25 protein-coding genes are annotated in these 24,131 nt (G+C 34.1%); 17 read left to right on the top strand and 8 right to left on the bottom strand.

The genetic code is table 11. From position 1 onward, the window contains the following. Positions 1-117 precede the first annotated feature (117 nt). A complete protein-coding gene (locus ACE01P_RS01815; RefSeq protein WP_379693420.1) occupies positions 118-804 on the top strand; it encodes a tetratricopeptide repeat protein in 687 nt (228 codons plus the stop codon). A gap of 55 nt (positions 805-859) precedes the next feature. Continuing rightward, entirely contained in the window at positions 860-2,215 is a 1,356-nt protein-coding gene (gene murC, locus ACE01P_RS01810; protein ID WP_379693418.1) for a UDP-N-acetylmuramate--L-alanine ligase, read from the top strand. A 90-nt stretch (positions 2,216-2,305) separates the two neighbouring features. Here the strand turns inward: murC and ACE01P_RS01805 are convergent, their stop codons facing one another. Then, positions 2,306-2,938, bottom strand: coding sequence for a DUF1287 domain-containing protein (locus ACE01P_RS01805; RefSeq protein ID WP_379693415.1), 633 nt, complete (start codon positions 2,936-2,938; stop codon positions 2,306-2,308). 106 nt (positions 2,939-3,044) lie between these two features. On the opposite strand from ACE01P_RS01805, the gene radC reads away from it, so the two are divergent. From radC to ACE01P_RS01790, 3 genes are read left to right on the top strand one after another with little or no spacing between them, the layout of a single operon-like run. After that, positions 3,045-3,734, top strand: a complete 690-nt coding sequence (radC, locus tag ACE01P_RS01800) for a DNA repair protein RadC (protein WP_379693413.1) — start codon at positions 3,045-3,047, stop codon at positions 3,732-3,734. Between the two features lie 3 nt (positions 3,735-3,737). Continuing rightward, entirely contained in the window at positions 3,738-4,424 is a 687-nt protein-coding gene (locus tag ACE01P_RS01795; RefSeq protein WP_379693410.1) for a YjjG family noncanonical pyrimidine nucleotidase, read from the top strand. A 2-nt stretch (positions 4,425-4,426) separates the two neighbouring features. Further along, positions 4,427-5,215: a hypothetical protein gene (locus tag ACE01P_RS01790; RefSeq protein WP_379693407.1), complete on the top strand. Its 789-nt coding sequence runs from the start codon at positions 4,427-4,429 to the stop codon at positions 5,213-5,215. 14 nt (positions 5,216-5,229) lie between these two features. On the opposite strand, the gene ACE01P_RS01785 is transcribed toward ACE01P_RS01790, so the two are convergent. Beyond that, a complete protein-coding gene (locus ACE01P_RS01785; RefSeq protein WP_379693405.1) occupies positions 5,230-6,507 on the bottom strand; it encodes a replication-associated recombination protein A in 1,278 nt (425 codons plus the stop codon). Between the two features lie 175 nt (positions 6,508-6,682). Between ACE01P_RS01785 and ACE01P_RS01780 the strand changes: the two genes are divergently transcribed. Both ACE01P_RS01780 and ACE01P_RS01775 read left to right on the top strand, forming a co-directional pair. Beyond that, on the top strand, positions 6,683-7,447 hold the full coding sequence (locus ACE01P_RS01780; protein ID WP_379693403.1) for a rhomboid family intramembrane serine protease: 765 nt from the start codon (positions 6,683-6,685) through the stop codon (positions 7,445-7,447). A 57-nt stretch (positions 7,448-7,504) separates the two neighbouring features. After that, entirely contained in the window at positions 7,505-8,008 is a 504-nt protein-coding gene (locus ACE01P_RS01775; RefSeq protein ID WP_379693401.1) for a hypothetical protein, read from the top strand. Position 8,009: 1 nt separating this feature from the next. Here ACE01P_RS01775 and ACE01P_RS01770 read toward each other — a convergent pair whose 3' ends face one another. The 6 genes from ACE01P_RS01770 to ACE01P_RS01745 all read right to left on the bottom strand — a co-directional run bounded on the left by ACE01P_RS01770 (position 8,010) and on the right by ACE01P_RS01745 (position 17,085). After that, positions 8,010-8,813 (bottom strand): DUF2490 domain-containing protein, encoded by an 804-nt coding sequence (locus ACE01P_RS01770; RefSeq protein ID WP_379693400.1) that lies wholly within the window; start codon positions 8,811-8,813, stop codon positions 8,010-8,012. A gap of 51 nt (positions 8,814-8,864) precedes the next feature. Next, the gene (rlmB, locus tag ACE01P_RS01765; RefSeq protein ID WP_379693399.1) at positions 8,865-9,599 is read right to left on the bottom strand and encodes a 23S rRNA (guanosine(2251)-2'-O)-methyltransferase RlmB; all 735 of its coding nucleotides are present in this window, start codon (positions 9,597-9,599) and stop codon (positions 8,865-8,867) included. 152 nt (positions 9,600-9,751) lie between these two features. After that, complete coding sequence (locus ACE01P_RS01760; protein WP_379693397.1) at positions 9,752-10,561, bottom strand: hypothetical protein; 810 nt, start codon at positions 10,559-10,561, stop codon at positions 9,752-9,754. Positions 10,562-10,581: 20 nt separating this feature from the next. Beyond that, positions 10,582-12,045 carry a SusD/RagB family nutrient-binding outer membrane lipoprotein gene (locus tag ACE01P_RS01755; RefSeq protein WP_379693394.1) on the bottom strand — a complete coding sequence of 488 codons (1,464 nt, stop codon included), beginning with the start codon at positions 12,043-12,045 and terminating at the stop codon, positions 10,582-10,584. Positions 12,046-12,048: 3 nt separating this feature from the next. Further along, positions 12,049-15,300, bottom strand: coding sequence for a SusC/RagA family TonB-linked outer membrane protein (locus tag ACE01P_RS01750; protein ID WP_379693391.1), 3,252 nt, complete (start codon positions 15,298-15,300; stop codon positions 12,049-12,051). A gap of 84 nt (positions 15,301-15,384) precedes the next feature. Then, entirely contained in the window at positions 15,385-17,085 is a 1,701-nt protein-coding gene (locus ACE01P_RS01745; RefSeq protein ID WP_379693389.1) for a hypothetical protein, read from the bottom strand. A gap of 182 nt (positions 17,086-17,267) precedes the next feature. Between ACE01P_RS01745 and rpsL the strand changes: the two genes are divergently transcribed. The 10 genes from rpsL (at position 17,268) to rplV (ending at position 24,128) form a co-directional block, all read left to right on the top strand. Continuing rightward, positions 17,268-17,651 carry a 30S ribosomal protein S12 gene (rpsL, locus tag ACE01P_RS01740; RefSeq protein ID WP_007136570.1) on the top strand — a complete coding sequence of 128 codons (384 nt, stop codon included), beginning with the start codon at positions 17,268-17,270 and terminating at the stop codon, positions 17,649-17,651. A gap of 24 nt (positions 17,652-17,675) precedes the next feature. After that, on the top strand, positions 17,676-18,152 hold the full coding sequence (rpsG, locus tag ACE01P_RS01735; RefSeq protein ID WP_017495022.1) for a 30S ribosomal protein S7: 477 nt from the start codon (positions 17,676-17,678) through the stop codon (positions 18,150-18,152). A gap of 11 nt (positions 18,153-18,163) precedes the next feature. After that, positions 18,164-20,320 carry an elongation factor G gene (gene fusA / locus ACE01P_RS01730; RefSeq protein WP_379693385.1) on the top strand — a complete coding sequence of 719 codons (2,157 nt, stop codon included), beginning with the start codon at positions 18,164-18,166 and terminating at the stop codon, positions 20,318-20,320. An 11-nt stretch (positions 20,321-20,331) separates the two neighbouring features. Further along, positions 20,332-20,637: a 30S ribosomal protein S10 gene (gene rpsJ / locus ACE01P_RS01725; protein ID WP_007803605.1), complete on the top strand. Its 306-nt coding sequence runs from the start codon at positions 20,332-20,334 to the stop codon at positions 20,635-20,637. Between the two features lie 405 nt (positions 20,638-21,042). Continuing rightward, entirely contained in the window at positions 21,043-21,660 is a 618-nt protein-coding gene (rplC, locus tag ACE01P_RS01720) for a 50S ribosomal protein L3 (RefSeq protein WP_379693383.1), read from the top strand. Beyond that, the gene (rplD, locus tag ACE01P_RS01715; RefSeq protein ID WP_379693380.1) at positions 21,660-22,289 is read left to right on the top strand and encodes a 50S ribosomal protein L4; all 630 of its coding nucleotides are present in this window, start codon (positions 21,660-21,662) and stop codon (positions 22,287-22,289) included. Before rplC ends, rplD begins: the two co-directional genes overlap by 1 nt. 7 nt (positions 22,290-22,296) lie before the next feature. Continuing rightward, complete coding sequence (gene rplW / locus ACE01P_RS01710; RefSeq protein WP_008464286.1) at positions 22,297-22,587, top strand: 50S ribosomal protein L23; 291 nt, start codon at positions 22,297-22,299, stop codon at positions 22,585-22,587. 9 nt (positions 22,588-22,596) lie between these two features. Further along, positions 22,597-23,421 (top strand): 50S ribosomal protein L2, encoded by an 825-nt coding sequence (gene rplB / locus ACE01P_RS01705; protein ID WP_008464287.1) that lies wholly within the window; start codon positions 22,597-22,599, stop codon positions 23,419-23,421. 6 nt (positions 23,422-23,427) lie between these two features. Beyond that, positions 23,428-23,706 (top strand): 30S ribosomal protein S19, encoded by a 279-nt coding sequence (gene rpsS / locus ACE01P_RS01700; protein ID WP_008464288.1) that lies wholly within the window; start codon positions 23,428-23,430, stop codon positions 23,704-23,706. An 8-nt stretch (positions 23,707-23,714) separates the two neighbouring features. Beyond that, positions 23,715-24,128, top strand: a complete 414-nt coding sequence (gene rplV, locus ACE01P_RS01695; RefSeq protein ID WP_007803631.1) for a 50S ribosomal protein L22 — start codon at positions 23,715-23,717, stop codon at positions 24,126-24,128. The last annotated feature ends 3 nt before the right edge of the window (positions 24,129-24,131 follow it).

The raw sequence follows: 24,131 nt of genomic DNA, 5'->3' as shown, positions 1-24,131 counted from the left end.
CAAAAAACATCATTGACGAATTGACGATTACTAAATAATCTTAATTTCTTTATAAAATTAAGCCCGACAGTTTTAAGCTGTCGGGTTTTTTATTTTATATTTCATTATTTTTGATGCATGAAAAATCTCCTTTTATTTCTTTTTATTTTGCCTGCTTTAGGTTGGGCGCAATCTAATTTTGAGAAGGGAGAAAAATTATTTCAGGCCAAAAAATATAGTGAAGCTGAGTCTATTTTTGAAGGAATTTTAAAAAACAATCCATCCGATATAAAAGCATTAGAGTATTTAGGAGAAGGAGCAGGGCATCAAAAAATGTGGGTAAAAGGAGCGTCATACTTCAAAAAACTTAAAGAATTGCGTCCAAATACAGCTGATTATTTTTTTAAGTATGGAGGATGTTTGGCTATGAGAGCGGTTGAAGTGAATCGATTAAAAGCTTTTACAATGGTTGGAGACATGAAAGACGCTTTTGAGAAAGCCATAGAATTGAATCCAAAACATGTTCAGGCAAGGTGGGCTTTAATCGAAATATATCTTCAATTGCCAGGCATTCTAGGGGGAAGTGAATCGAAAGCAATTGTTTATTCAAATGAATTAGCTCAATTTTCTCCAGTCGATGGTTATTTATCGCGAGGCAGAATTGAAGAATATTTCAAAAGGTATAATTTGGCCGAGAAAAATTATAAGAAAGCGCATGAAATTGGCGGTTCAAAAGTGACATTTCAAAAATTATATAATCTATATTTGAATAAGTTAAAAGACCCCAAAAAAGCTAAGGATTTAAAACAAAAATTCGCGGAATAATATAAAGGCAAATTTCAGCAAAAATGAGATTTGGAATTTAAAAATTGGAATTTAAATGAAAACACATTTCATCGCCATCGGCGGAAGCGCTATGCACAATCTTGCATTAGCATTACATAATAAAGGATATCAGGTAACAGGAAGTGACGATGCAATTTTTGAACCTTCAAAATCAAGATTAGATAAGAAAGGAATTCTTCCTGCTGAAATGGGATGGTTTCCAGAAAAAATCACTTCAGATATTGATGCTATTATTTTAGGTATGCACGCAAAAGCGGATAATCCTGAATTGTTGAAAGCGCAGGAATTAGGCTTGAAAATTTATTCGTATCCTGAGTTTTTATACGAGCAATCTAAAAATAAAACTCGTGTTGTAATTGGCGGTTCTCATGGTAAAACTACTATTACTTCAATGATTCTTCACGTAATGCATTACCACAATATCGCAGTAGATTATATGGTGGGAGCGCAGTTGGAAGGTTTCGATACGATGGTGCATTTGACAGAAGAAAATGATTTTATGGTTTTGGAAGGGGATGAATATTTGTCTTCTCCAATTGACAGACGTCCAAAGTTTCATTTATATCAACCAAATATTGCTTTGATTTCTGGAATTGCGTGGGATCATATTAATGTTTTTCCAACATATGAAAACTATGTGGAACAGTTTGAGATTTTCATCGAAAAAATTACAAACGGAGGAATTTTAGTTTATAACGAAAATGATCCAGAAGTAAAACGCGTTTCTGAAGCGGCAACAAATCCGATTAGGAAAATTGCTTATTCAACTCCAGATTATTCTGTAAATGATGGTGTAACTTTATTAAAAACTCCAGAAGGCGATATGCCAATTGAAGTTTTCGGGGCGCACAACTTAAATAATTTGGCTGGTGCAAAATGGATTTGCCAAAATATGGGTGTTGATGAAGAAGATTTCTACGAAGCAATTGCAAGTTTCAAAGGAGCTTCTAAACGCTTAGAAAAAATTGCTGAAGGAAAAGGAAAAGTAGCTTACAAAGATTTTGCCCATTCACCAAGTAAAGTGGCTGCAACGACAAAAGCAGTGAAAGAACAATATCCGAACAGAACTTTAGTGGCTTGTTTAGAGTTGCATACTTATAGCAGTTTAAATGCTGAGTTTTTGAAAGAATATGAAGGTGCTTTAGAATATGCCGATATTGCAGTTGTTTTTTATTCGCCAGATGCGGTAAAAATCAAACAACTAGAAGAAGTAACTTATGAGCAAATTGCTACAGCATTCAACAGAAAAGATTTAATTATTTATACTAATCCAACTGAGTTTAAAGAATATTTATTCAACTTAAATTTAGATAATTCTGCACTTTTACTGATGAGTTCAGGAAATTATGGAGGCTTAAATTTTGATGATGTTAAAGGGTTAATTGAGTAATTAATCAATTAGAAAATTAGATAACGTGTCAATTGCTTTGCAGTTGGCACTTTTTTTTTGAATTATCTAATTGACAAATTTTCTCATTTTCTAATTTGAAGTTCCTTCATATTTAAAATGTCCGACGATTTTATATTCAAACAAACAATCTTCTAGAACTTGTCCGCGACCGACATTATGAACGATTAAATTTCGTTTTCCATCTTTGGACTTTTTATTGGTTACAATTCCAATATGCGGCAGTTTATCGTTGATCATCCAAGTTACTAATTCTCCAGTTTTGTAATCTTTTGCATCTTGAGTTATGGGTAATTTTGTTCCTTTTCTTTCGAAAAAAACTTCTAGGTTTGGAACTCTTCGATGATCAATATTTGTATCGGTTTTCGTCATTCCCCAATTTTTGAGATTTGGATAAAGTGAAAAATTCTCGATCATATCTTCATGAACTTCTTTTTGCAAATCAATATTTAAGATTCTATACGAACGAATTATAACATCCGTACAAACGCCTTTATTTTTTGGGACATCACCATTTGGATATTCAATTTTAAAATACGCGGGGTCATAATCAACAGACGGATCGATTATTGAGATTGCAGCTTGGGACAATTTTTCTGCGAAAGTTGTTGGTTTAAAGGAATCTGAAACTGCAAGAGCTTTAGATTCTTTTTGTTGACAGGAAATGAAAATAAAGAATAAAAGAGTGAATTGCAATGGATTCATTTTCAGAAGATTTAATTTTAAATATAATAATTTTCAAAATGCATAACAATATTTGAAAGATTTTTCTTCTTTTTAATATATATTCGCTTTCTAAATTTTTATGTTTATGGATGGAAGTCATTTCGCGATAAAAAACTGGTCTGAAGATGATAAGCCTCGCGAAAAATTAATGCTAAAAGGGAAAGATGTTTTAAGTGATGCTGAATTATTAGCTATTTTAATAGGTTCTGGAAGTCGCAACGAATCTGCCGTTGCACTAAGTCAGCGTATTTTGGCCAGTGTTGGCGGACTTAATTCTTTGGCAAAATTATCTATTGCACAGTTGATGCAATTTAAAGGAATAGGAGAGGCAAAGGCGGTTACAATTGTTGCAGCCCTTGAATTGTGCGCAAGACGGAGATCAGAAAAAGCTATTGAATTGGTTAATATAAAGTCTAGTAAGAGGGTTTTTGAATTAATGCAACCAATAATAGGAGAATTACCTCATGAAGAATTTTGGGTACTTTTTCTTAATAATTCCAATAATGTGATTTCTAAGACGCAATTGAGTAAGGGAGGAATTGGCGGTACAACCGTTGATGTAAGATTGATTTTTAAATTAGCATTTGAAAAATGTGCTACAGCCTTGATTTTGTGTCATAACCATCCTTCGGGTAGTTTGATTCCTAGTGATGCCGATAAGCAAATTACTAGGAAAATTCGCGAGGCTGGAAACAAGTTAGATGTTAAAGTTTTAGATCATTTGATTATAACTGAATCAAAATATTATAGTTTTGTAGATGAAGGAATCTTTTAACACATGAATACCAATATTACCGACATCTTTTTTGATTTAGATCACACGCTTTGGGATTTTGATAAAAACTCAGAAATGGCTTTTGATCGTATTTTTAAAAGCAAATATCAAGAAATCATTACCCAAGATTTTATTAAAGAATATATTCCGATCAATCAAGAATGTTGGCGATTGTATCAGAATGATAAAATTACGCACCAAGAATTGCGTTATAATCGTTTGAAGTTTTCATTTGATGCATTGAATTATGTAATTTCAGAAGAGAATATTTTCGAAATTGCTAATGACTACATCGAGTTTCTTACCGATAATAATTATCTTTTTGATGGAGCCATTGAAGTTTTAGAATATTTAAAACCAAAATATAAACTTCATATTATAACAAACGGATTTGCTCAAGTTCAGGAAAAGAAAATAAATAATGCTTCACTTGGAGGATATTTCAGCACAATTACAAATTCGGAATTAGCTGGGGTTAAAAAACCAAATAGTATTATATTTGATTATGCATTAAAATTGGCCAATACTTCAAAAGAAAACAGTATCATGATCGGCGACGATTTTGAAGCTGATGTTAATGGGGCTTTAAATGCTGGTATAGATGCTATTTTCTTTAATGAAAAACGAGTAGACGTTTCGGGAAATTATAAACAAATTAACCATCTATTAGAACTAAAAAACTATTTATAATTATGAAAATTAAACTTTTACTTACTGCCTTCTTATGTTCAGTTATTGGATTCGCGCAGTCTGTTAATGATTACAGAGCTGTAATTGTGCCTCTGAGATATGATTTTATAAAAACTGACAATCAATATCGTTTGGCTACATTAACAAAATCAAATTTGTTAAAGGCGGGTTTTGAAGCTTATTATACAAATGAACAATTGCCAGATGGACTTACAGATCGTTGTCAGGTTTTATACGTTGATGTAAAAAAAGATAATGCATTTTTGGTAACTAAGCTTTTTGTTGAACTAAAAGATTGTTACGGGCAAGTTATTTACACATCAGAAGTAGGTAAAAGTAGAGAGAAAGAATATGAGGTAGCTTATAGAGAATCTCTAGATAATGCTTTCAAGTCGATTTATGCATTGCATTATAAATACAGCGGTAAGTCTGTAGCGCCATCTAAATTGCCAGTCGCACAGAAAAATACGGCTGAAACTTTGGCAGCAACAGTTGTTCCTGCAGCTGCAGCGGTAAAAGTAGCACCTGCGAATACAGTTGCGGCGACTCCTTCACCAGATTTAAAAGATCCAAATTTATTATATGCTCAGCCAACAGAATCGGGTTATCAATTGATCGATAAAACGCCAAAAGTGGTTATGAAACTTTTCAAAACTTCACAGCCAAATGTTTACATCGCAACAAAAGATAATGTTCAAGGTTCGCTAATCTTGAAAGAAGATGGTCAATGGTATTTTGAGTCTTATCAGAATGACAAACTGGTTTCAGAAAAAATTGTAGTTAAATTCTAAATACAAAATACGGTTTAATAGCCGTATTTATCTTTCCAACGGTTCTTTAAAAATTCGCGGGTACTATTCTCTCTAGAATTGTTTCCAGGATTGTAAAGAACCGTTTCTTTTATAGCATCTGGCAAAAACTCTTGTTCGGCAAAATTGTTGGCATAGTCGTGCGAATATTTATATTCATCTCCATATCCTAGCTCCTTCATTAATTTGGTAGGAGCATTTCGCAAATGAATCGGAACAGGCAAATCGCCAGTTTGTTTTACCAATTGTTGCGCATTTCCAATAGCCATATAAGAAGCATTGCTTTTTGGAGATGTAGCTAAATAAATGGCACATTGGCTTAAAATGATACGACTTTCAGGATATCCGATAGTAGTAACGGCTTGAAATGTGTTATTTGCCATTATAAGCGCAGTTGGGTTCGAATTTCCAATATCTTCACTTGCTAAAATGAGCATTCTTCTGGCAATGAATTTCACATCTTCTCCACCTTCAATCATTCTGGCCAACCAATAAACAGCTCCGTTAGGATCGCTGCCACGAATAGATTTTATAAATGCAGAAACAATATCATAATGCTGTTCGCCAGTTTTATCATAAAGAACCGTATTTTGCTGTACAAGTTCGAAAACGCGATCATTGGTTATTGTAATTTCGTCTCCGGCAGAAGCATTTACAACAAGCTCAAACACATTTAGCAGTTTTCTCCCGTCGCCACCAGAAATGCGTAATAAAGCTTCTGTTTCTTTTAGATTTATTTTTTTTGTCAATAAATAAGCATCCGTTTTCATTGCGCGTTCTAAAAGAGACTCTAAATCGGCTTTTGTAAAAGCATTTAGTATATAAACTTGACAACGTGACAATAATGCAGGAATTACTTCAAAACTTGGGTTTTCGGTTGTTGCACCAACCAAAGTTATCCAGCCTTTTTCGACAGCAGCCAAAAGGGAATCTTGTTGAGATTTACTAAATCTATGAATCTCATCAATAAAAAGGATAGGATTTTTAGCAGTAAAAAGCCCTCCGCTTTGTTTTGCTTTTTCAATAACATCACGAATATCTTTTACACCAGAATTTATGGCGCTTAAGATATAAAAAGGTCTTTTGGATTCCTGAGCAATAATTTGGGCTAATGTTGTTTTTCCTGTGCCAGGAGGCCCCCAGAAAATCAACGAAGGAATTATTCCTTTTGAAATTTGCTGTGTTAAAGAACCAGTTGGTCCAACCAAATGAAGTTGGCTTATATAATCTTCTAATTTCTGCGGACGAATACGCTCTGCTAAAGGTGCTTCCATATCACAAAATTACTATTTTAAGATTTAAATTTCATTCATTCAAAAGTTAAAACAGTACTCAAAGAGAAGGATTGTTCTGATTTGAGACAATTTGTTGTTTTCTGATATGACAAATTATCAGTAAAATATTTTTGGATAGTTTTTTGAGTTCAGTTAAATGTTATTTTGTAAAAATATGAGCGATACTAATTTTAAGTTTTCAAATTCGGTTATAGGACTTCCGTTATTTTTTGTGCTTTTTTTATGGATAGTGTATTGGCTTCAGATCCGTTTTGATTTTGATTTTTACCAATACGGAATTTATCCTCGAGATTTTATAGGACTTCGAGGTGTTTTGTTTAGTCCATTCATTCATGAAAATTTAGACCACTTATATAACAATAGTATTCCAATGTTAATACTATTGGCGGCAATGCAATTTTTTTATCCAAAACAAACTTTTGGAGTTATTGTCTACGGGATTATATTTTCAGGATTGATAACTTGGGTGGTAGGAAGAGAAAATTTCCACATTGGCGCAAGTGGATTAATTTATGTGCTAGTTAGTTTTATTTTCTTTAAAGGCATTCAGACTAAGTATTACAGATTGGTAGCGTTGTCTTTGACTGTAATTTTACTTTACGGCGGAATGATTTGGTATGTTTTTCCAGATGTTGATCAATCCATTTCTTGGGAAGGGCATTTGGCAGGTCTTATCACGGGTTTCGTTTTGACTTTATTTTACAAAGCACCTGAATATGCAAAACCAATTGTTTACGATTGGCAGCGTCCAGATTTTGATCCAAGCAATGATCCTTTTATGAAGCATTTTGATGAAAATGGAAATTTTGTACCTGTTTCTCATGAGGAAGAAGAGGGGATTGATTATTTTTTTTCTAGTCACCCAGTAAATTATATCGTCATTAAAAAAGGAGAACAAGAAGAAGAAACTAAGCAATAATTTTATTTGAAATAAAAGAAGTAAATTTGTTAGGCTAACAATTTAATTTCGAGCATTATGAAAATGAAGTTTTTAGTTTTGTTTTTATGTTTTGTTTTTAATGCGAAGAGCATTGCTCAATGTGAAATAAAAAATAGGGTGCAGGCAGATGGAAGTATGATTTACTATTTTGAACCAGCAGTCTTTTATACAACAAAATCAAAATCGCTAAAAATTAATATTGTTACTGACGAAGAACATTATTTTGTTGCACTACAGCCCACGCCTTTTCCAGAAAAGAAAGAAGGGAAGAAAATCAAAGATGATTTAGTAATTCACTTAGCAGATAGCAAAACATATAAGCTGACACATTACGATACTCAGTATCGACGTAACGATTCTATTATGCAGGTACTTTATTTGATTGATAATAAAGATATCGAAGCATTTTCTAATTACGAAGCTGTTAGCGCTGAAATTAATATGCAGGGCACTGAATTTGTAAGAAGCTATAACTTTAAGCTCCATAAAAATGCTATTGTAGAACAGCTAAAATGCTTTTTAAAGAAAGAAGAAAACTAGTTTACTCTTCGTCTTTTACTTCGGGATGGTTTTTAGCTTCGATTTTCTTTTGAAGATTTCGAATAAGATTATTGAAGGTGACCGTTAGCGAGGCAGCATTAGTAGTTTGATTTCCACTATTTCTTGGAAGGTATTCGTTACAGTAAGTTAATTCGACTTGAAAATCATCTGTAAACAAATAACCAGCCCCAACATTCAATCGATTCCGATCAAAGAAACTTTCGCCTGTAACTTTTGCTCCAGATTTAAAATAAAGTTCATCAGATGCTACTGCATAAACAACGCCACTTCTTAAAAATTTACTATTAAGAGGTTGAATGTATTTAATCTGCTGACGATATCTAAAAACATTTTCATATTCATCATCTTCATTTTTAATATGACGATATTCAGTACGCATTCTTGTGCTTAATGTGTAACCTGTTTTATGAAAAAAATAAGTGCCTTGAAGAGCAAAACGCCATTCAGGAGATTCGAATTGACCAATTTCTGGTACATCTCTATTATTGAAATGAGCTACAAAAGCTGAAAATTTCCATCTTGGAGAAAAGTAGTAATGTCCCCAACCTCTAATGGATCTTTGAATCGTATTTTCAAATAAGTTCGGTGATGATTCGGTACTGCTGTAAGCTGCAGCAAAATCTATTTCAGTTGCCCACTTTTTGCTTAAAGTCTGATTGAACTGAAATTCATTCCAAAACTGATTGTACGTAGTATTTTGTCCGTAGCTGTTTGTAATTATGAAAACTACAAACAGGCAGCGGAATAATGTAATTTTTAATTTTGAATTAGATTTTGAAAGCATTAATTAAAAGGTGTTTAATTATTTCATTCTAATCTTAATCTCAATGTATTTTTAGATTCTTTGTCGAACAGCTTCGTATAGAAAAGCACCGCAGGCAACAGACACGTTTAGTGATCCGATCGAACCAAACATTGGCAACTTAGCTTTTTCATCTACTATTTTTAAGACAGAAGGATTTATTCCTCGATCTTCAGACCCCATAATAATTGCAACTGGTTCTGCTAGTGATATGTCGTATATGTTTTGATCTGTTTTTTCAGTTGCAGCCACTGTTTTGATTCCAGAACCTTGCAAATAAAAGATAGCATCCTTTATATGTTCAACTTTGCAAATAGGCACATTGAATACGGCACCGGCAGAAGTTTTTACAGTATCGCCGTTTACTGGAGCAGAACCTGCTTTTTGTACAATGATTCCGTTTACGCCAGTACACTCTGCAGTTCTAATAATAGCACCAAAGTTTCTAGCATCTGATAGCTGATCTAAGATAAGAAAAAGAGGTTTTTTACCTGACTCAACAGTTGACTCAACAAGATGTTCTAAATCGATAAAGCCAATAGGAGAGATGGTTGCTACTGCACCTTGGTGATTATTTGGAGTTAGGCGATTTAATTTTTCTACAGGCACATAAGAGAAATTGACGTTTGCACGTTTCATCACTTTCATTAAATCTTTCATAAGCTCACCAGAAATATCTTTCTGTATGAAAACTTTGTCTACTTCTTTTCCTGCCTGAATTGCTTCTATGATGGCTCTGATGCCAAATATTTGATGTTCTTTTTCCATTGGACAAATATAGGTAATGTTTATATAAAAAAAAACCATCCCGAATTGGGATGGTTTAGTTTCATTTAAAAAAAGGAATAATTAAAAAAAGATCCTTCTTATTTTGAATTTTAACTCTTGACTTTTTGTTCTTTGAACATAGTCAGTAATTTCTATTCTTCGTCTACAAATGTAACTGTTGTAGAAATCTCATCTGTTTGAGTTCCTGCAGTTATAATAAACTTGTAAGTGATTTTGTCACCAGCTACAAGTCCTCCATAAGTAGAATAATCAATTTTAGCTAAGTCTATAGTTTGTTTACCGTTAGTCAGGGTTAATGGTAATGCTGCAAATGTAGTACTATCATTTTTAGCCCAGTATCCAACAATGCTTGTTACTGTAGTTGACGCTTTCTTAATTGGATTAATGTATACATTAACAGGAGTTAAATCATCAAGTTCAATTGTTGATACACCACTTGTAGTTGTGTTAACAAGAGCTCCAGAATCATCAAAACCTTGCCAAGTAATTCCTTTTCCAACAACTAAACTGAATACAGCTTGAGATGTAGTCCCATCAGAGTAAGTTCCAAGAACTGCCAACTGAAATGTTCCTGTTTTACCAGTTAATGTTGTTGTACTTCCTGATGTTACAGGGAAATTATCAAAACTTCCTAATTTAGAAGTGTTGAAAGTAGCTTTTCCTTCACTTAAAACTGCGTCCGCTACTTTATCTCCAAATACAATAGGATCAGAAGTTGTTTTTGCATTGTTTTTGAAGATTTCAACTTTAGAAACAGTTACGCCTGCTTTAGTAAAAGTGTTAAGCACTAAGTCGTAATTATTGTCCAAACGACTTATGCTAGACGTTGTTGGAACTGCATTACCTCCAGTAGTTCCAAGCTCCATATTGTCATCTGCAGAACAAGAAGCTAATGTCACAATAAATGCAAACGCAGCGATTTGTTTTATGTATTTTTTCATATTTGTACTATTAGTATATATTAGTGTTTGTCCCAGAAAAGTTTTGTAGTTACAGCATTGTTACCCAATTTTGCAACTGCAGCTTCTAAGTTTGCAGCGTTTAATGTCTGCTCGATTCCTGGATAAGAGTAACGTTTTGGAACTTCAGTGATGTCACCAAATGTTACAGGAGGTGCAACTAAAGCAGGGAAGTCTAATCTTCTGTAAGATGTCCAAGCTTCAAAACCTCTATTGTAGTAAGAAATCCAAGCTTGCTCTCCAATTTTTTGTTTCCAAGTACCAGTAGCAGTAGTGTATGCTACATCAGTTCTAGCTAAGTAAGTAGTGATGTCACTAGCAGCTACTCCCCAATCTTGTAAAGATGCAGTAACAGCAGCGTTGTAGTGAGATTCAGCAGAACCACCAAAGATACCTCTTTCTACACCTTCAGCTAATAAAAATTCAACTTCTGAATATGTGAAAAGTACTCCTGGGTAAACAGGATCTTTAAGTGTTGGAGTTATGTGAGAGAAATCTCCATAAATGTTAACAGTTCCATATACTCCTCCTTTGTATAATCCAGAACCTTCTGGGAACTCAGTGAAGTATTTAGGTCTTCTTGGATCAGAAAGTGCATTTAATTTATCTACAAATGTATTTGCAGGAACAAAGTCATCACGTCCACTAGCTACTAAGTCAAGATATAACGGGTTGTTATTTGTTGTATTTGTAGCATAAGGCATGTAAGTACCATCTGCGCTAGTTAAGATTAAACCATCAGCCTGTGCAGCTAAAGCTTGTGCAGTAGCATAAGTATGATCAACATCATCCATCATGATAGCCATTCTTAAACGAAGAGAGTTTGCAAATTTAGCCCATTTAGCAGTATTACCACCATAAATAAGGTCAGCATCCCCATAGCTTCCAACAGATTGGTCTAATTTATGAGATGCAGCAGTTAATACAGCTAGTAAATCTCTATAAATAGTTTGAGCATCATCGTATTTTGGTTGTGGATGAGCATCAATATCTAAAGCTTCTGTGTAAGGAACATCTCCAAAAGTATCAACTAAGATACCGTAGCAGTAAGAAGTTAAAATGTCAATAATTGCAATTTTATTGTCAATTACTACTAAACCTTCAGCTTCTCCTTTGTAATTAGCTTTTTCTTCAACTAAAAGAGTTTTAGCTTCTTTGAAATCTCTAAGTACATCACGGTAGTAAGTTGCCCAGTGACGATCTGGAATTGTACGTCCAGTTAAGTCATATTGAGTTTCTTGTGGGTATTGTACCTCTGCCCATTGTTGAGCATATAATCTGAATACGTTAAAGTTAACAGATGTGCTAGTAACCTGATCCACCATAAATTTCTCAGCATTTGTAAATAAAAAGTCTGGAGAAGTAGTGGTAGGGTTTTTTGTGTCTTGGTTCATGTTCCCAAAATCATCAGAGCAAGATGAAAATAAGGCAATGAACGATATTAATATTAATAGTCTATTTTTCATAGCTTAGAATTTTATTGTTAAGTTACAACCAATATTTCTAGTTGTTGGTAAAGAACCGATAGAAAGACCTTGAGATCCTACGTTAGATCCTAATCCACTTTCTGGATCTGCATCTGGAAGGTTCTTTTGGATGATCCATAGGTTAGATCCAATAAGCGAAATTCTAGCATCAACTAATTTCATTTTTTGTACTAAAGAAGATGGTAAAGTATAAGTAATGTTTACCTCTCTTAATTTGATGAAGCCAGCATCATAAACATATTGACTTCTTGGTCCGTTAGTGTAAGCATTTGTGATAGCTCCACCTGTAGAGTAAGCAGTTCTTGTTGTGTTTGGAGTTCCATCAGCATAAACACCTGGAAGGATTACACCACCACCATTAACTAAAGTATTTCTTTTTGGATTTCCAAGGTCATTGTTACCACCAGTTTCATCAGTTAAACCAGTTCCAACTCCATACCATTGGTCAGTAGAGAATACATCACCTCCGTGTTTAGCGTCAATTAAGAAGCTGAAAGATAGGTTTTTGTAAGCGAATTTGTTACGGATACCTCCAATCCAATCTGGATTGATGTTTCCAATAATGTTGTTTGTAGAAGTATTGATTACATATCTACCAGTTGCTGGGTTAACGATTCTTTGTCCGTTAGCATCATAAGTATAATCTGTTCCTTTTAATACTCCGAATGGTTGACCAACAACAGCATTTAAAGTTACTGTACCAGGGAAAGAAGAAACTTGTAAGTTAGTTACACCATCAGCTAAAGCTGTAACCATGTTTTCGTTTTTAGACCAGTTTACGTTAATATCCCAAGTAAAGTTGTTTGTTTTTACTGGAGTTACATTAAACTGAACCTCGATACCTTTGTTTTCTACTTTAGCAGCATTTACATATTTAGAAGTGTAACCTGTAGCAGTAGAATAAGGTACTCTTACAGCTTCTCCGTCATTCACGTTTTTGTATAAACTCACGTCAAATCCAACTCTTCTGTTTAAGAATTGCATCTCAAGACCGATCTCTTGTGTATTAGTTTTAATAGGTTTAAGATCTGGATTGTTTTTAATTGAGTTTACAGAATACATTTGATTTCCATTGAATGGATCGTATTTAGTATAAGTGTCAACCAATGCTAATGCAGGTGTTCCTAATGGGCTTTCAGAGTAACCTCCTCTTAATTTACCAAAGCTTAACCAGCTAGCATCAATGTTTTTAGAGAAAACCCAGCTACCAGAAACTGAATAACTAGCTAAAGCGTTGTCATCTGCAGGTAAGTTTGAGAATGCATCTCTACGAGCAGTAGCATCAATAAAGTATGTATCTAAGTATCCGAAAGATCCAGAAATATAGTAACTGTTAACAGAAGCTTTAGTTTCTCTTTCGTAAGGGTATGGGCTCGCAGATTTAGAGTTAGATAAACTGTAAATTCCAGGAATAATTAAACCTCCTTGAGTAGAAGCTGTAATTTGGTTGAAATAAGTGTTTCTAATTGTTCCCCCAGCTACTCCGCTTAAGCTAAAATCTTCACCGAACTTTTTGTTAAAAGTAAGAATCAAGTCATAGTTCTGCTCAGAGAAGTTACCATTGTAACGTTGATATCCTGAAGTCTCATCAAGAGCATTGATACCAAATGTTTTTGCTACAGATCCTACAGCAACTCTTTCTTCACGGATCTCAGAGTAAGTATCTGTAGAGATTTTTCCAGTTGCAGAAAGCCAGTCAGCAATTTTGTAAGTTAAGTTAGCATAACCAATAAAACGATTTCTACTATCGTTTTGGTAGTTTTGGTAACGCTCAAAGTAAGGGTTGTTCCAATATGCAGGAGCTCCATTTTCAACAGATTTTCTGTTCCAAGTAATGTTTTGTTGTCCTGAATTGTTGTATGCTCTTTCTAATTCTTTAATATCAACGTTTGTTTGCCACCACTGACGGAAACCAGAAACGATGTTGTCGCTGTATCCTGTCATGTTTCTACCAACTGTTTGTTGTGCAGAAAAGTTAGCAAATGTGCTTAAAGATAATTTATCTGTAAATTGGTGGTTTAATTTTAAACTAAAGTTGTTTTTTCTTAATTCACTATTAATTAAAACACCTGATTGGTCAGTGTTTGTATAGTTGAATACAACATTTGTTTTTTCATTTCCATCTTCAAATGAGATACTGTTCACTAAAGAAAGTGAGTTTTGGAAGAAAGAAAATGGATCGTTTGCAGCAGCTTGCCATGGAGTAGCTTTTCCGTAGTTTGCGTTTCCTGGATATGAAGAGAAAGCATCCCATTGGTAAACATTTTTTGTAGGATCAAAACGATCTCCAACAGAAGCATCGTCTCCCATAAGAACTACGCTGTCATTAACTCCGTCACCATCGATATCTTGTGAAGAGAATGAAGAACCGTATCCAGCACCATAATTTTTTTGGTATTTAAGGAAAGTACTTTTATCTGGGCTACCAGTTACTACTTCAGAAGAAACAGTAATACCTAATCCTTTTCTAGCTTTACCTTTTTTAGTCGTGATCATTAAAACCCCGTTACCAGCTAAGTATCCGTATAATGCAGAAGCCGCAGCACCTTTTAATACGTTCACACTTTCAATATCTTCTGGATTGATATCCATACCGTTATTACCGTAGTCAAATCCTCTAGATCCAGAAGATTGAGCTGTTGTTCCGTCATTCGTGTTATTACCGTTGTTGATAGGCATACCATCAATTACGATTAACATCTCATTACTTTGACCAATAGCTTTAACCCCACGAGAAATAGCACTTGTAGAACCTCCAAAGTTAGTGTTTCTTGTAATGTTAACACCGGCAACTTTACCAGAAAGTTCGTTTAAGAAGTTACCACTTGAAGTACCATTTCTTAAATCTCCTCCTTTAACCTCTTGTGTAGCATAACCAAGAGATTTTTTCTCTCTTTTTACACCTAAAGCTGTTGTTACTACAACGCTTTCAAGTTCTTGAGCATCTCCAGCTAATTTTACGTTAACTGTTGATGAAGTTGCAGCTATCTCTTGAGTTTTCATCCCAATGTAGCTAAATACCAATACTTGGCTTGATGATGCTTTGATAGAGTATTTACCATCAAAATCGGTTTGCGTTCCAGCTTTTGTTCCCTTAACTAATACACTAACACCTGGTAAAGGCATTCCTGCATTGTCAGAAACTGTTCCCGAAACAGCTCTTTCTTGCGCAAAAGAAAGTTGCGCAACTAGTACTAATAAAAGCACTAAGAATCCATTGAACTTTAGTTTCATTTTTAAATATTTTGAATTAGTATCGCAAAACTCTTAATAATTTGTTAACTTTCCTAATAAATAAAAATCTTTTTTTGGTAAACTTTAAAATTTAACATTATAACATATGTTTACGATAGTGTTATATAATTGTATTTCTTGTTGATTTTGCTGGCCATTCGTGAGAATAATTCGTAAAATTCCGTTTTTTGTTTGTATTCCTGCACCTATGCCGATTCCTATTAAATTCTTAATTTTTTTAGGATTTGAAATACTGGTTAAGTCTTGATAGATAGCGTAATCCGCAATAGAATGGATATATGCGCTTTTTGAAAACATGTATCTGTATTCTGTAAGAATTGAAGAATAAAAGTTTGCTTGAAGGCTATTCTCGGAAAATCCCCTAATAGAATTCATTCCGCCAAATCTGAATAATTCATTCGAAATGTAATTTTTGCTGTCTAAATAGAAATTTTGCGAATTTACGTTAATGTAATTTTTGCTATTTAGTTCAAAATTGTATGTTGCATTTAAATTTATGTAATATTGTTTGCTTGGTTCTGCGGTTTCAGGGTCATTATTTGTCTCCCGTTTTCCGAGTCCTACAATCGAGCTTAAAAAAGCTTTTCCAGGCATTAGGTTATTGTTGGAGTCTATTTTTTTATACTCGTAAGTAGATGTAATATAAGAATTGTTGAAATCACTGATTGTGGAATTGTTGATGTTTTGGATGTCGCTAGATTCAGTAGATTGATAACCTAAATAGAGTTTGGAGTTGTAATTTAAATAATATCCTAAGTTTATATCTGTTTTGGTGTTTTGAAATGTGCTGTCTTGTTTAAAGATGTTTAATTGTGCTTTTAATCCAATAGGAGATTGGAATAGGTATGGGATTTCGAGTTTGGTATTAAAAGTTTTTTGTTGATTGCCATCGCTTTTCCAATAAAGAGAAAATTTCTCACCAGCTCTGAGTATATTGGTTAATGTGATGTCTAAATATCCATTTAGAATTAGCTTTTTGTTATCGTCATTTGAAAAACCGATATAGCCGTCAAAATTATTTGCTTTTCTTTTGTCAAGATAAGTATAGATTTTTGTTGAATCTGGAGTGAATAGTATTTCTGGATATTTGGTTTGGGAAATAAATTCGAAACTATTAATATCGTCATATAGTCTTTTTACGGTTTCTTGGTTAAAAGTTTTATTTAAGTATTTTTTGTTTAATTGTTTCAGTGCTCCTTTTGGAAAATAATCTTTTAGGGCAGGATTTGTATAATTTACAATAATGGAATTTAAAGATCTTTTTTTTTCGGAATCGAAATTTAAGTCGGCATAAATTATTGAATTCTTTTTTCGAATATTTTCTAATTTGATTTTTGAAAAAGCAAAACCAGCTTTTTCGTTGTCTGATATTTCTTGATTTAGGAAATTTTCAAGTTCTATATAAGGTATGATTATGGTGTCTTTTGCTATTTTTTTTGATTCATAAAAAAAACTATTTATACCTATATATATATGTACCTCTTTTATTCTGGTTTTTAAGTCTATTAAAACAGTGTAGGTGCTGTCATTTATCTTTGTGTTTTCGAGTGTTTTCGAGTCTATGTATCCTTTTTTTGCAAGTCTGTTTATTGCTGTAGAAACTTCGCTGTTTAGCGATTTAATATTTGGGTGCTTTTTTATGTAAAGAATAGAATCAATTGTTTGGTTTTGTTTTTTGTTGATTCCGTTTATATTAAGGTAGAAAGATTGCGCAAAACAATTTGATGAAAGGAGTAAAATGAGTATGTAATGTAATTGTTTCAAATGCAATTGTTTTGTTAGTTAAATGTAAAGCAAATATCTAATGTTTCTTTGTTAAATCATAGATATAAATAATGTTGTTGAAAATTAATGATTTAACGTTTGTATAGTGAAAATTATTTTATACATTTGCAACCCCGTAAAAAGCGGGAATTTAATAAACATAATAATTTTTAGTATTAATTATGCCAACAATTCAACAATTAGTAAGAACAGGAAGAACTCAGATCACTAAGAAGAGTAAATCGGTTGCTTTAGATTCTTGTCCTCAAAGAAGAGGGGTTTGTACGCGTGTTTACACTACTACACCAAAAAAACCAAACTCTGCAATGCGTAAAGTTGCGCGTGTACGTTTGACAAATGGTAATGAGGTGAATGCTTACATCCCAGGAGAAGGACACAATCTGCAAGAGCACTCGATAGTATTAGTGCGAGGTGGAAGGGTAAAAGATTTACCAGGTGTTAGATATCATATCGTTCGTGGAGCGCTTGACACGTCAGGAGTTGCAGGAAGAACGCAAAGAAGATCTAAGTACGGTGCTAAACGCCCAAAAGAAGCAAAAAAGTAATTTAAAAACTTTTAAGAAAAAGACATGAGAAAAAGAGCGGCAAAGAAAAGACCACTTTTACCGGATCCAAGGTTTAATGACCAATTAGTTACACGTTTTGTGAACAACTTAATGTGGGATGGTAAGAAATCTACAGCTTTTAAAGTATTTTATGATGCTATTGATATCATTGAATCTAAAAAGCAAAATGATGAGAAGACTTCATTAGAGATCTGGAAAGATGCTTTAACAAACGTTATGCCTCACGTAGAAGTACGTAGCCGTAGAGTTGGTGGAGCTACATTCCAAATCCCAATGCAAATTCGTCCAGACAGAAAAATTTCTATGGCAATGAAGTGGTTAATACTTTATTCAAGAAGAAGAAATGAAAAATCTATGGCACAGCGTTTAGCTTCTGAGTGTTTAGCAGCTGCTAAAGAAGAAGGTGCTGCGGTTAAGAAAAGAATGGATACTCACAAAATGGCAGAAGCTAACAAAGCATTCTCTCACTTTAGATTTTAATTCATAAAGAAATGGCTAGAGATTTAAAATATACAAGAAATATCGGAATTGCTGCTCACATTGATGCTGGTAAAACAACAACAACTGAGCGTATTCTTTTTTATACTGGAAAGTCACACAAAATTGGTGAGGTGCACGATGGTGCTGCAACAATGGACTGGATGGCTCAGGAGCAAGAAAGAGGTATTACAATTACTTCTGCTGCTACAACTTGTACTTGGAACTTTCCAACTGTGCAAGGAAAAGTTATTCCAGAATCATTACCATACCACTTTAATATTATTGATACTCCTGGACACGTTGACTTTACTGTAGAGGTAAACCGTTCTTTACGTGTACTTGATGGTTTGGTTTTCTTATTTAGTGCTGTTGATGGTGTTGAGCCTCAATCGGAAACTAACTGGAGACTTGCTGATCAGTATAGAGTTCCTCGTATGGGATTCGTAAATAAAATGGACCGTCAAGGTGCTAACTTTTTAGGAGTATGCGGACAGGTTAAAGATATGTTGAAATCGAATGCGGTTGCAATTACTTTACCTATTGGAGATGAGGCTGATTTTAAAGGTATCGTTGATTTAGTTAAAAATCAAGCTATTGTTTGGCATGATGAAACTCAAGGAGCTACTTTTGATGTTGTTGATATCCCTGCTGATATGGTAGACGAGGTTAGACAATATCGTTCTATCCTTATTGAAGAAATCGCTACTTACGATGAAAATCTTTTAGATAAGTATATGGAGGATGAGAACTCTATTACTGAAGAAGAGATTAATAATGCATTAAGAGCTGCTACAATTGACATGGCAATCATTCCTATGCTTGCTGGTTCTTCTTTCAAAAACAAAGGAGTTCAATTTATGTTAGATGCAGTTTGTAAATATTTGCCATCTCCTTTAGATAAAGAAGGTATTGAAGGAATTCACCCTGATGATGCTGATTTATTAGAAGAAGATCAAACTAAAATCTTACGTAAACCAGACGTAAAAGAGCCGTTCGCAGCTTTGGCATTTAAAATTGCTACTGACCCATTCGTAGGTCGTTTAGCTTTCTTCCGTGCTTACTCTGGGCGTTTAGATGCTGGTTCTTATGTTTTAAATACTCGTTCTGGTAACAAAGAGAGAATTTCTCGTATTTACCAAATGCACGCTAACAAACAAAATCCAATCGAATTTATTGAGGCTGGAGATATTGGAGCTGCTGTAGGATTTAAAGATATCAAAACTGGAGATACTTTATGTGATGAAAAGAATCCAATTATTTTGGAATCTATGAAATTCCCAGATCCGGTAATTGGTATTGCTATTGAGCCTAAAACTAAAGCTGACGTTGATAAAATGGGTATGGCTTTAGCTAAATTAGCTGAAGAGGATCCAACGTTTACTGTGAGAACTGACGAGGCTTCTGGTCAAACTATTATTTCTGGTATGGGTGAGCTTCACTTAGATATCTTAGTTGATCGTATGAAACGTGAGTTTAAAGTAGAGGTTAATCAAGGTGAGCCTCAGGTTGAATATAAAGAAGCGTTTACAAAATCTGCTCAACATAGAGAAACTTATAAGAAACAATCTGGAGGTCGTGGTAAATTCGGTGATATCGTATTTACAATCGAGCCTGCTGATGAAGTTGATGGTAAAGTTCCGGTTGGATTGCAGTTTATCAATGCTGTAAAAGGTGGTAATGTTCCTAAAGAATATATCCCTGCTGTTGAAAAAGGATTTAGAGAAGCTATGAAAACTGGTCCATTAGCTGGATATGCTGTGGATAGTTTGAAAGTTACTTTAACTGATGGATCTTTCCACCCTGTGGATTCTGATGCATTATCTTTTGAGTTAGCTGCAAGAATGGGTTATAAAGAATCAGGACGTGCTGCTGGAGCTGTTATTCTTGAGCCAATCATGAAAATCGAAGTTATTACTCCAGAAGAAAACATGGGTGATATCGTTGGTGACTTGAACCGTCGTAGAGGTCAGGTTAATGATATGGGTGACAGAAATGGAGCTAAAACTATCAAGGCTGATGTGCCTTTATCTGAAATGTTTGGTTATGTTACAACATTAAGAACATTGTCTTCAGGTAGAGCTACTTCAACAATGGAGTTTTCTCACTATGCAGAAACGCCTTCTAATATTTCAGAAGCGGTAATTAAAAAAGCAAAAGGTAACGCTTAATTCTTAAGAAAATGAGTCAAAAAATCAGAATAAAACTAAAATCTTACGATCACATGTTGGTAGATAAATCTGCTGAAAAGATCGTAAAAACAGTAAAAACTACTGGAGCGGTTGTAACAGGTCCTATTCCGTTGCCAACTCACAAAAAACTTTTCACTGTATTACGTTCTCCGCACGTTAACAAAAAAGCGAGAGAGCAATTTGAAGTAATGTCATACAAGAGATTGATTGATATTTATTCATCTTCATCTAAAACTATTGATGCTTTAATGAAACTTGAATTGCCAAGTGGTGTTGAAGTAGAGATAAAAGTATAATTTTTTTATATTTTTTTATATAAAAAGCGAGTCAGAAATGACTCGCTTTTTTTGTTTTTTCAAGATTGGTTTTTGGGATGTGATTTTAGAATATTCGTGCGGTAAAATATTTTTTAATTTTTCATAAAATCCTTTGTTATAGGGGAGTGCGAGGTTTTTTTATTGTTATTTTGTTAATAAATAGTTATGTCAAAATTGTGTGCGAATTGAAAAAAAGACTTTCGAAATTTATATTAGAAAGATTGTTTTTGGTGCTTATTTGAGGCTTGGATTTTGATTATGAGCGATTTAATTTTTGTAACTGTTTGGTATATTCGATTTTAATGTCTACTTTTGCACTCCCTGTTTGGAAATTTCTGTTATTTTCAAATTGAAGGGAATTTTAGTAATTAATAATTAATATTTATGTCTGGGTTAATTGGTAAGAAAATCGGCATGACTAGTATTTTCGACGAAAACGGGAAAAACATTCCTTGTACAGTAATCGAAGCTGGTCCATGCGTTGTTACCCAAGTCAGAACCAACGAGGTTGACGGGTATGAAGCGTTGCAACTTGGTTTCGATGACAAAAACGAGAAACATTCTACTAAAGCGGCTTTAGGTCACTTTAAAAAAGCTGGAACTGTTGCTAAGAAAAAAGTCGTTGAATTTCAAGATTTCGCAACTGAACAAAAATTAGGAGATCTTATTGATGTTTCTATTTTTGCAGAAGGAGAATTTGTAGATGTACAAGGTGTATCTAAAGGTAAAGGTTTCCAAGGTGTTGTTAAGCGTCACGGTTTTGGTGGTGTTGGACAGGCTACTCATGGTCAGCACAACCGTTTAAGAGCGCCAGGTTCTGTAGGAGCTTCTTCTTATCCATCTAGAGTATTCAAAGGAATGCGTATGGCTGGAAGAATGGGAGGAGAAAATGTAAAAGTTCAAAACCTTAGAGTTTTAAAAGTAGTTGCTGAAAAGAATCTACTTGTTGTTAAAGGGTGTATTCCTGGACACAAAAACTCTTACGTAATCATTCAGAAGTAATGGAAGTAAAAGTATTAGATTTCAACGGAAAAGATACTGGTAGAAAAGTTCAACTTTCTGATTCAGTATTCGCAATTGAACCAAATAATCACGCTGTATATCTTGATGTTAAGCAATATCTTGCTAATCAAAGACAAGGTACTCATAAAGCTAAAGAAAGAGCTGAAGTAACTGGAAGTACGCGTAAGATTAAAAAACAAAAAGGAACTGGTACTGCTCGTGCAGGAAGTGTTAAGAATCCTTTGTTTAAAGGTGGAGGAACAGTTTTCGGACCAAGACCAAGAAGTTATTCATTCAAATTGAATAAAAACTTGAAAAGATTGGCTAGAAAATCAGCTTTCTCTATTAAAGCAAAAGAAGCTAACATTGTAGTTCTTGAAGACTTTAATTTTGAAGTGCCAAACACTAAAAATTTCATTAACGTTTTGAAAGCTTTAGGGTTAGAAAATAAAAAATCTCTATTTGTATTGGGTGAGTCAAATAAAAACGTATATTTGTCGTCACGTAATTTAAAGGCCTCTAATGTTGTAACTAGCTCAGAATTAAGCACTTACGCAATATTAAACGCTAGTAATTTAGTGCTTTTGGAAGGTTCTTTAGAGTTAATTGAAGAAAATTTAAGTAAATAATAGGAATATGAGCATCATTATCAGACCTATAGTAACGGAAAAAGTAACCAAAGAAAGTGAAGTTCTAAACCGCTTCGGATTCGTTGTTAACAAAAAAGCAAACAAAGTTGAAATTAAGAAAGCTGTAGAAGCTGCTTATGGAGTAACTATCGTTTCTGTTAACACAATGAATGTGAGACCAGATAGATCTACTAAATACACTAAAAGTGGTTTAATCAGTGGAAAGACAAATGCATACAAAAAAGCAATTGTTCAAGTACAAGAAGGAGAAACAATTGATTTTTACAACAATATCTAAGATAGAAAAATGTCAGTAAGAAAATTAAAACCTATTACCCCAGGTCAGCGATTTAGAGTTGTGAATGGTTATGACGCCATTACAACTGATAAGCCGGAACGCTCTTTGATAGCGCCGATAAAAAACTCTGGAGGTAGAAATAGTCAAGGAAAGATGACCATGCGTTATACGGGTGGTGGTCACAAGCAGAGATATCGTATTATTGATTTCAAAAGAACTAAAGACGGAATTCCGGCTACAGTGAAATCAATTGAATACGATCCAAATCGTACTGCGTTTATCGCTTTATTAGCTTATGCTGATGGAGAGAAAACTTATATTATCGCTCAAAACGGATTGAAAGTTGGACAGAAATTAGTTTCTGGACCAGAGTCTCAACCAGAAATCGGTAATACTTTACCTTTAAGCAGAATTCCTCTTGGAACTGTTATATCTTGTATTGAGTTACGTCCAGGACAAGGAGCGGTTATTGCTCGTTCAGCTGGAACTTTTGCTCAGTTAATGGCAAGAGACGGGAAATATGCAACAATTAAAATGCCATCTGGTGAGACAAGATTAATCTTGTTAACTTGTTCGGCTACAATTGGAGCTGTTTCTAACTCTGATCATCAATTAGTTGTATCTGGTAAAGCAGGTAGAACAAGATGGTTAGGAAGAAGACCTAGAACTAGACCAGTAGCGATGAACCCAGTTGATCACCCTATGGGAGGTGGTGAAGGACGTTCATCTGGAGGGCACCCACGTTCAAGAAACGGATTGCCAGCTAAAGGTTACAGAACTCGTTCTAAGAAAAACCCGAGTAACAAGTATATCGTAGAACGTAGAAAGAAATAATAAGATATGGCACGTTCATTAAAAAAAGGACCTTTCGTTCATTATAAATTAGACAAGAAAGTTCAAGAAAACGTAGAAAGTGGTAAAAATGCAGTTGTTAAGACTTGGTCTAGAGCTTCAATGATTACTCCAGATTTCGTTGGACAAACTATCGCAGTTCATAACGGTCGTCAATTTGTACCAGTTTACGTAACAGAAAACATGGTAGGTCACAAATTAGGAGAGTTTTCACCAACTAGATCTTTTAGAGGTCATGCTGGAGCAAAAAATAAAGGTAAAAAATAAAAGAAGCAATGGGAGTTCGTAAAAGAGAAACAGCAGATGCGAGAAAAGAGGCTAATAAGTCTATCGCTTTCGCAAAATTGAATAACTGCCCTACTTCACCTAGAAAAATGCGCTTAGTAGCGGACTTGGTAAGAGGTCAGAAGGTAGAAAGAGCACTTAACATTTTAAGATTCAGTTCTAAAGAAGCTTCAAGAAAATTAGAAAAACTATTATTATCTGCAATCAACAACTGGGAGCAAAAAAATAGTGAAGGTAATTTAGAAGAAGCTGGATTATTTGTTAAAGAGATCAGAGTAGATGGTGGAATGATGTTAAAAAGACTTCGTCCAGCTCCACAAGGTCGTGCACACAGAATAAGAAAACGTTCTAATCACGTTACAATCGTGCTTGGAGCTATCAATAACACACAAAGCAATTCTTAAGCA

It is taken from the genome of Flavobacterium sp. HJSW_4 (genome assembly GCF_042436695.1).
Lineage (GTDB): Bacteria > Bacteroidota > Bacteroidia > Flavobacteriales > Flavobacteriaceae > Flavobacterium.
Note: the sequence above shows the minus strand (reverse complement) of the source record. Positions and strands in the feature narration are given on the sequence as shown.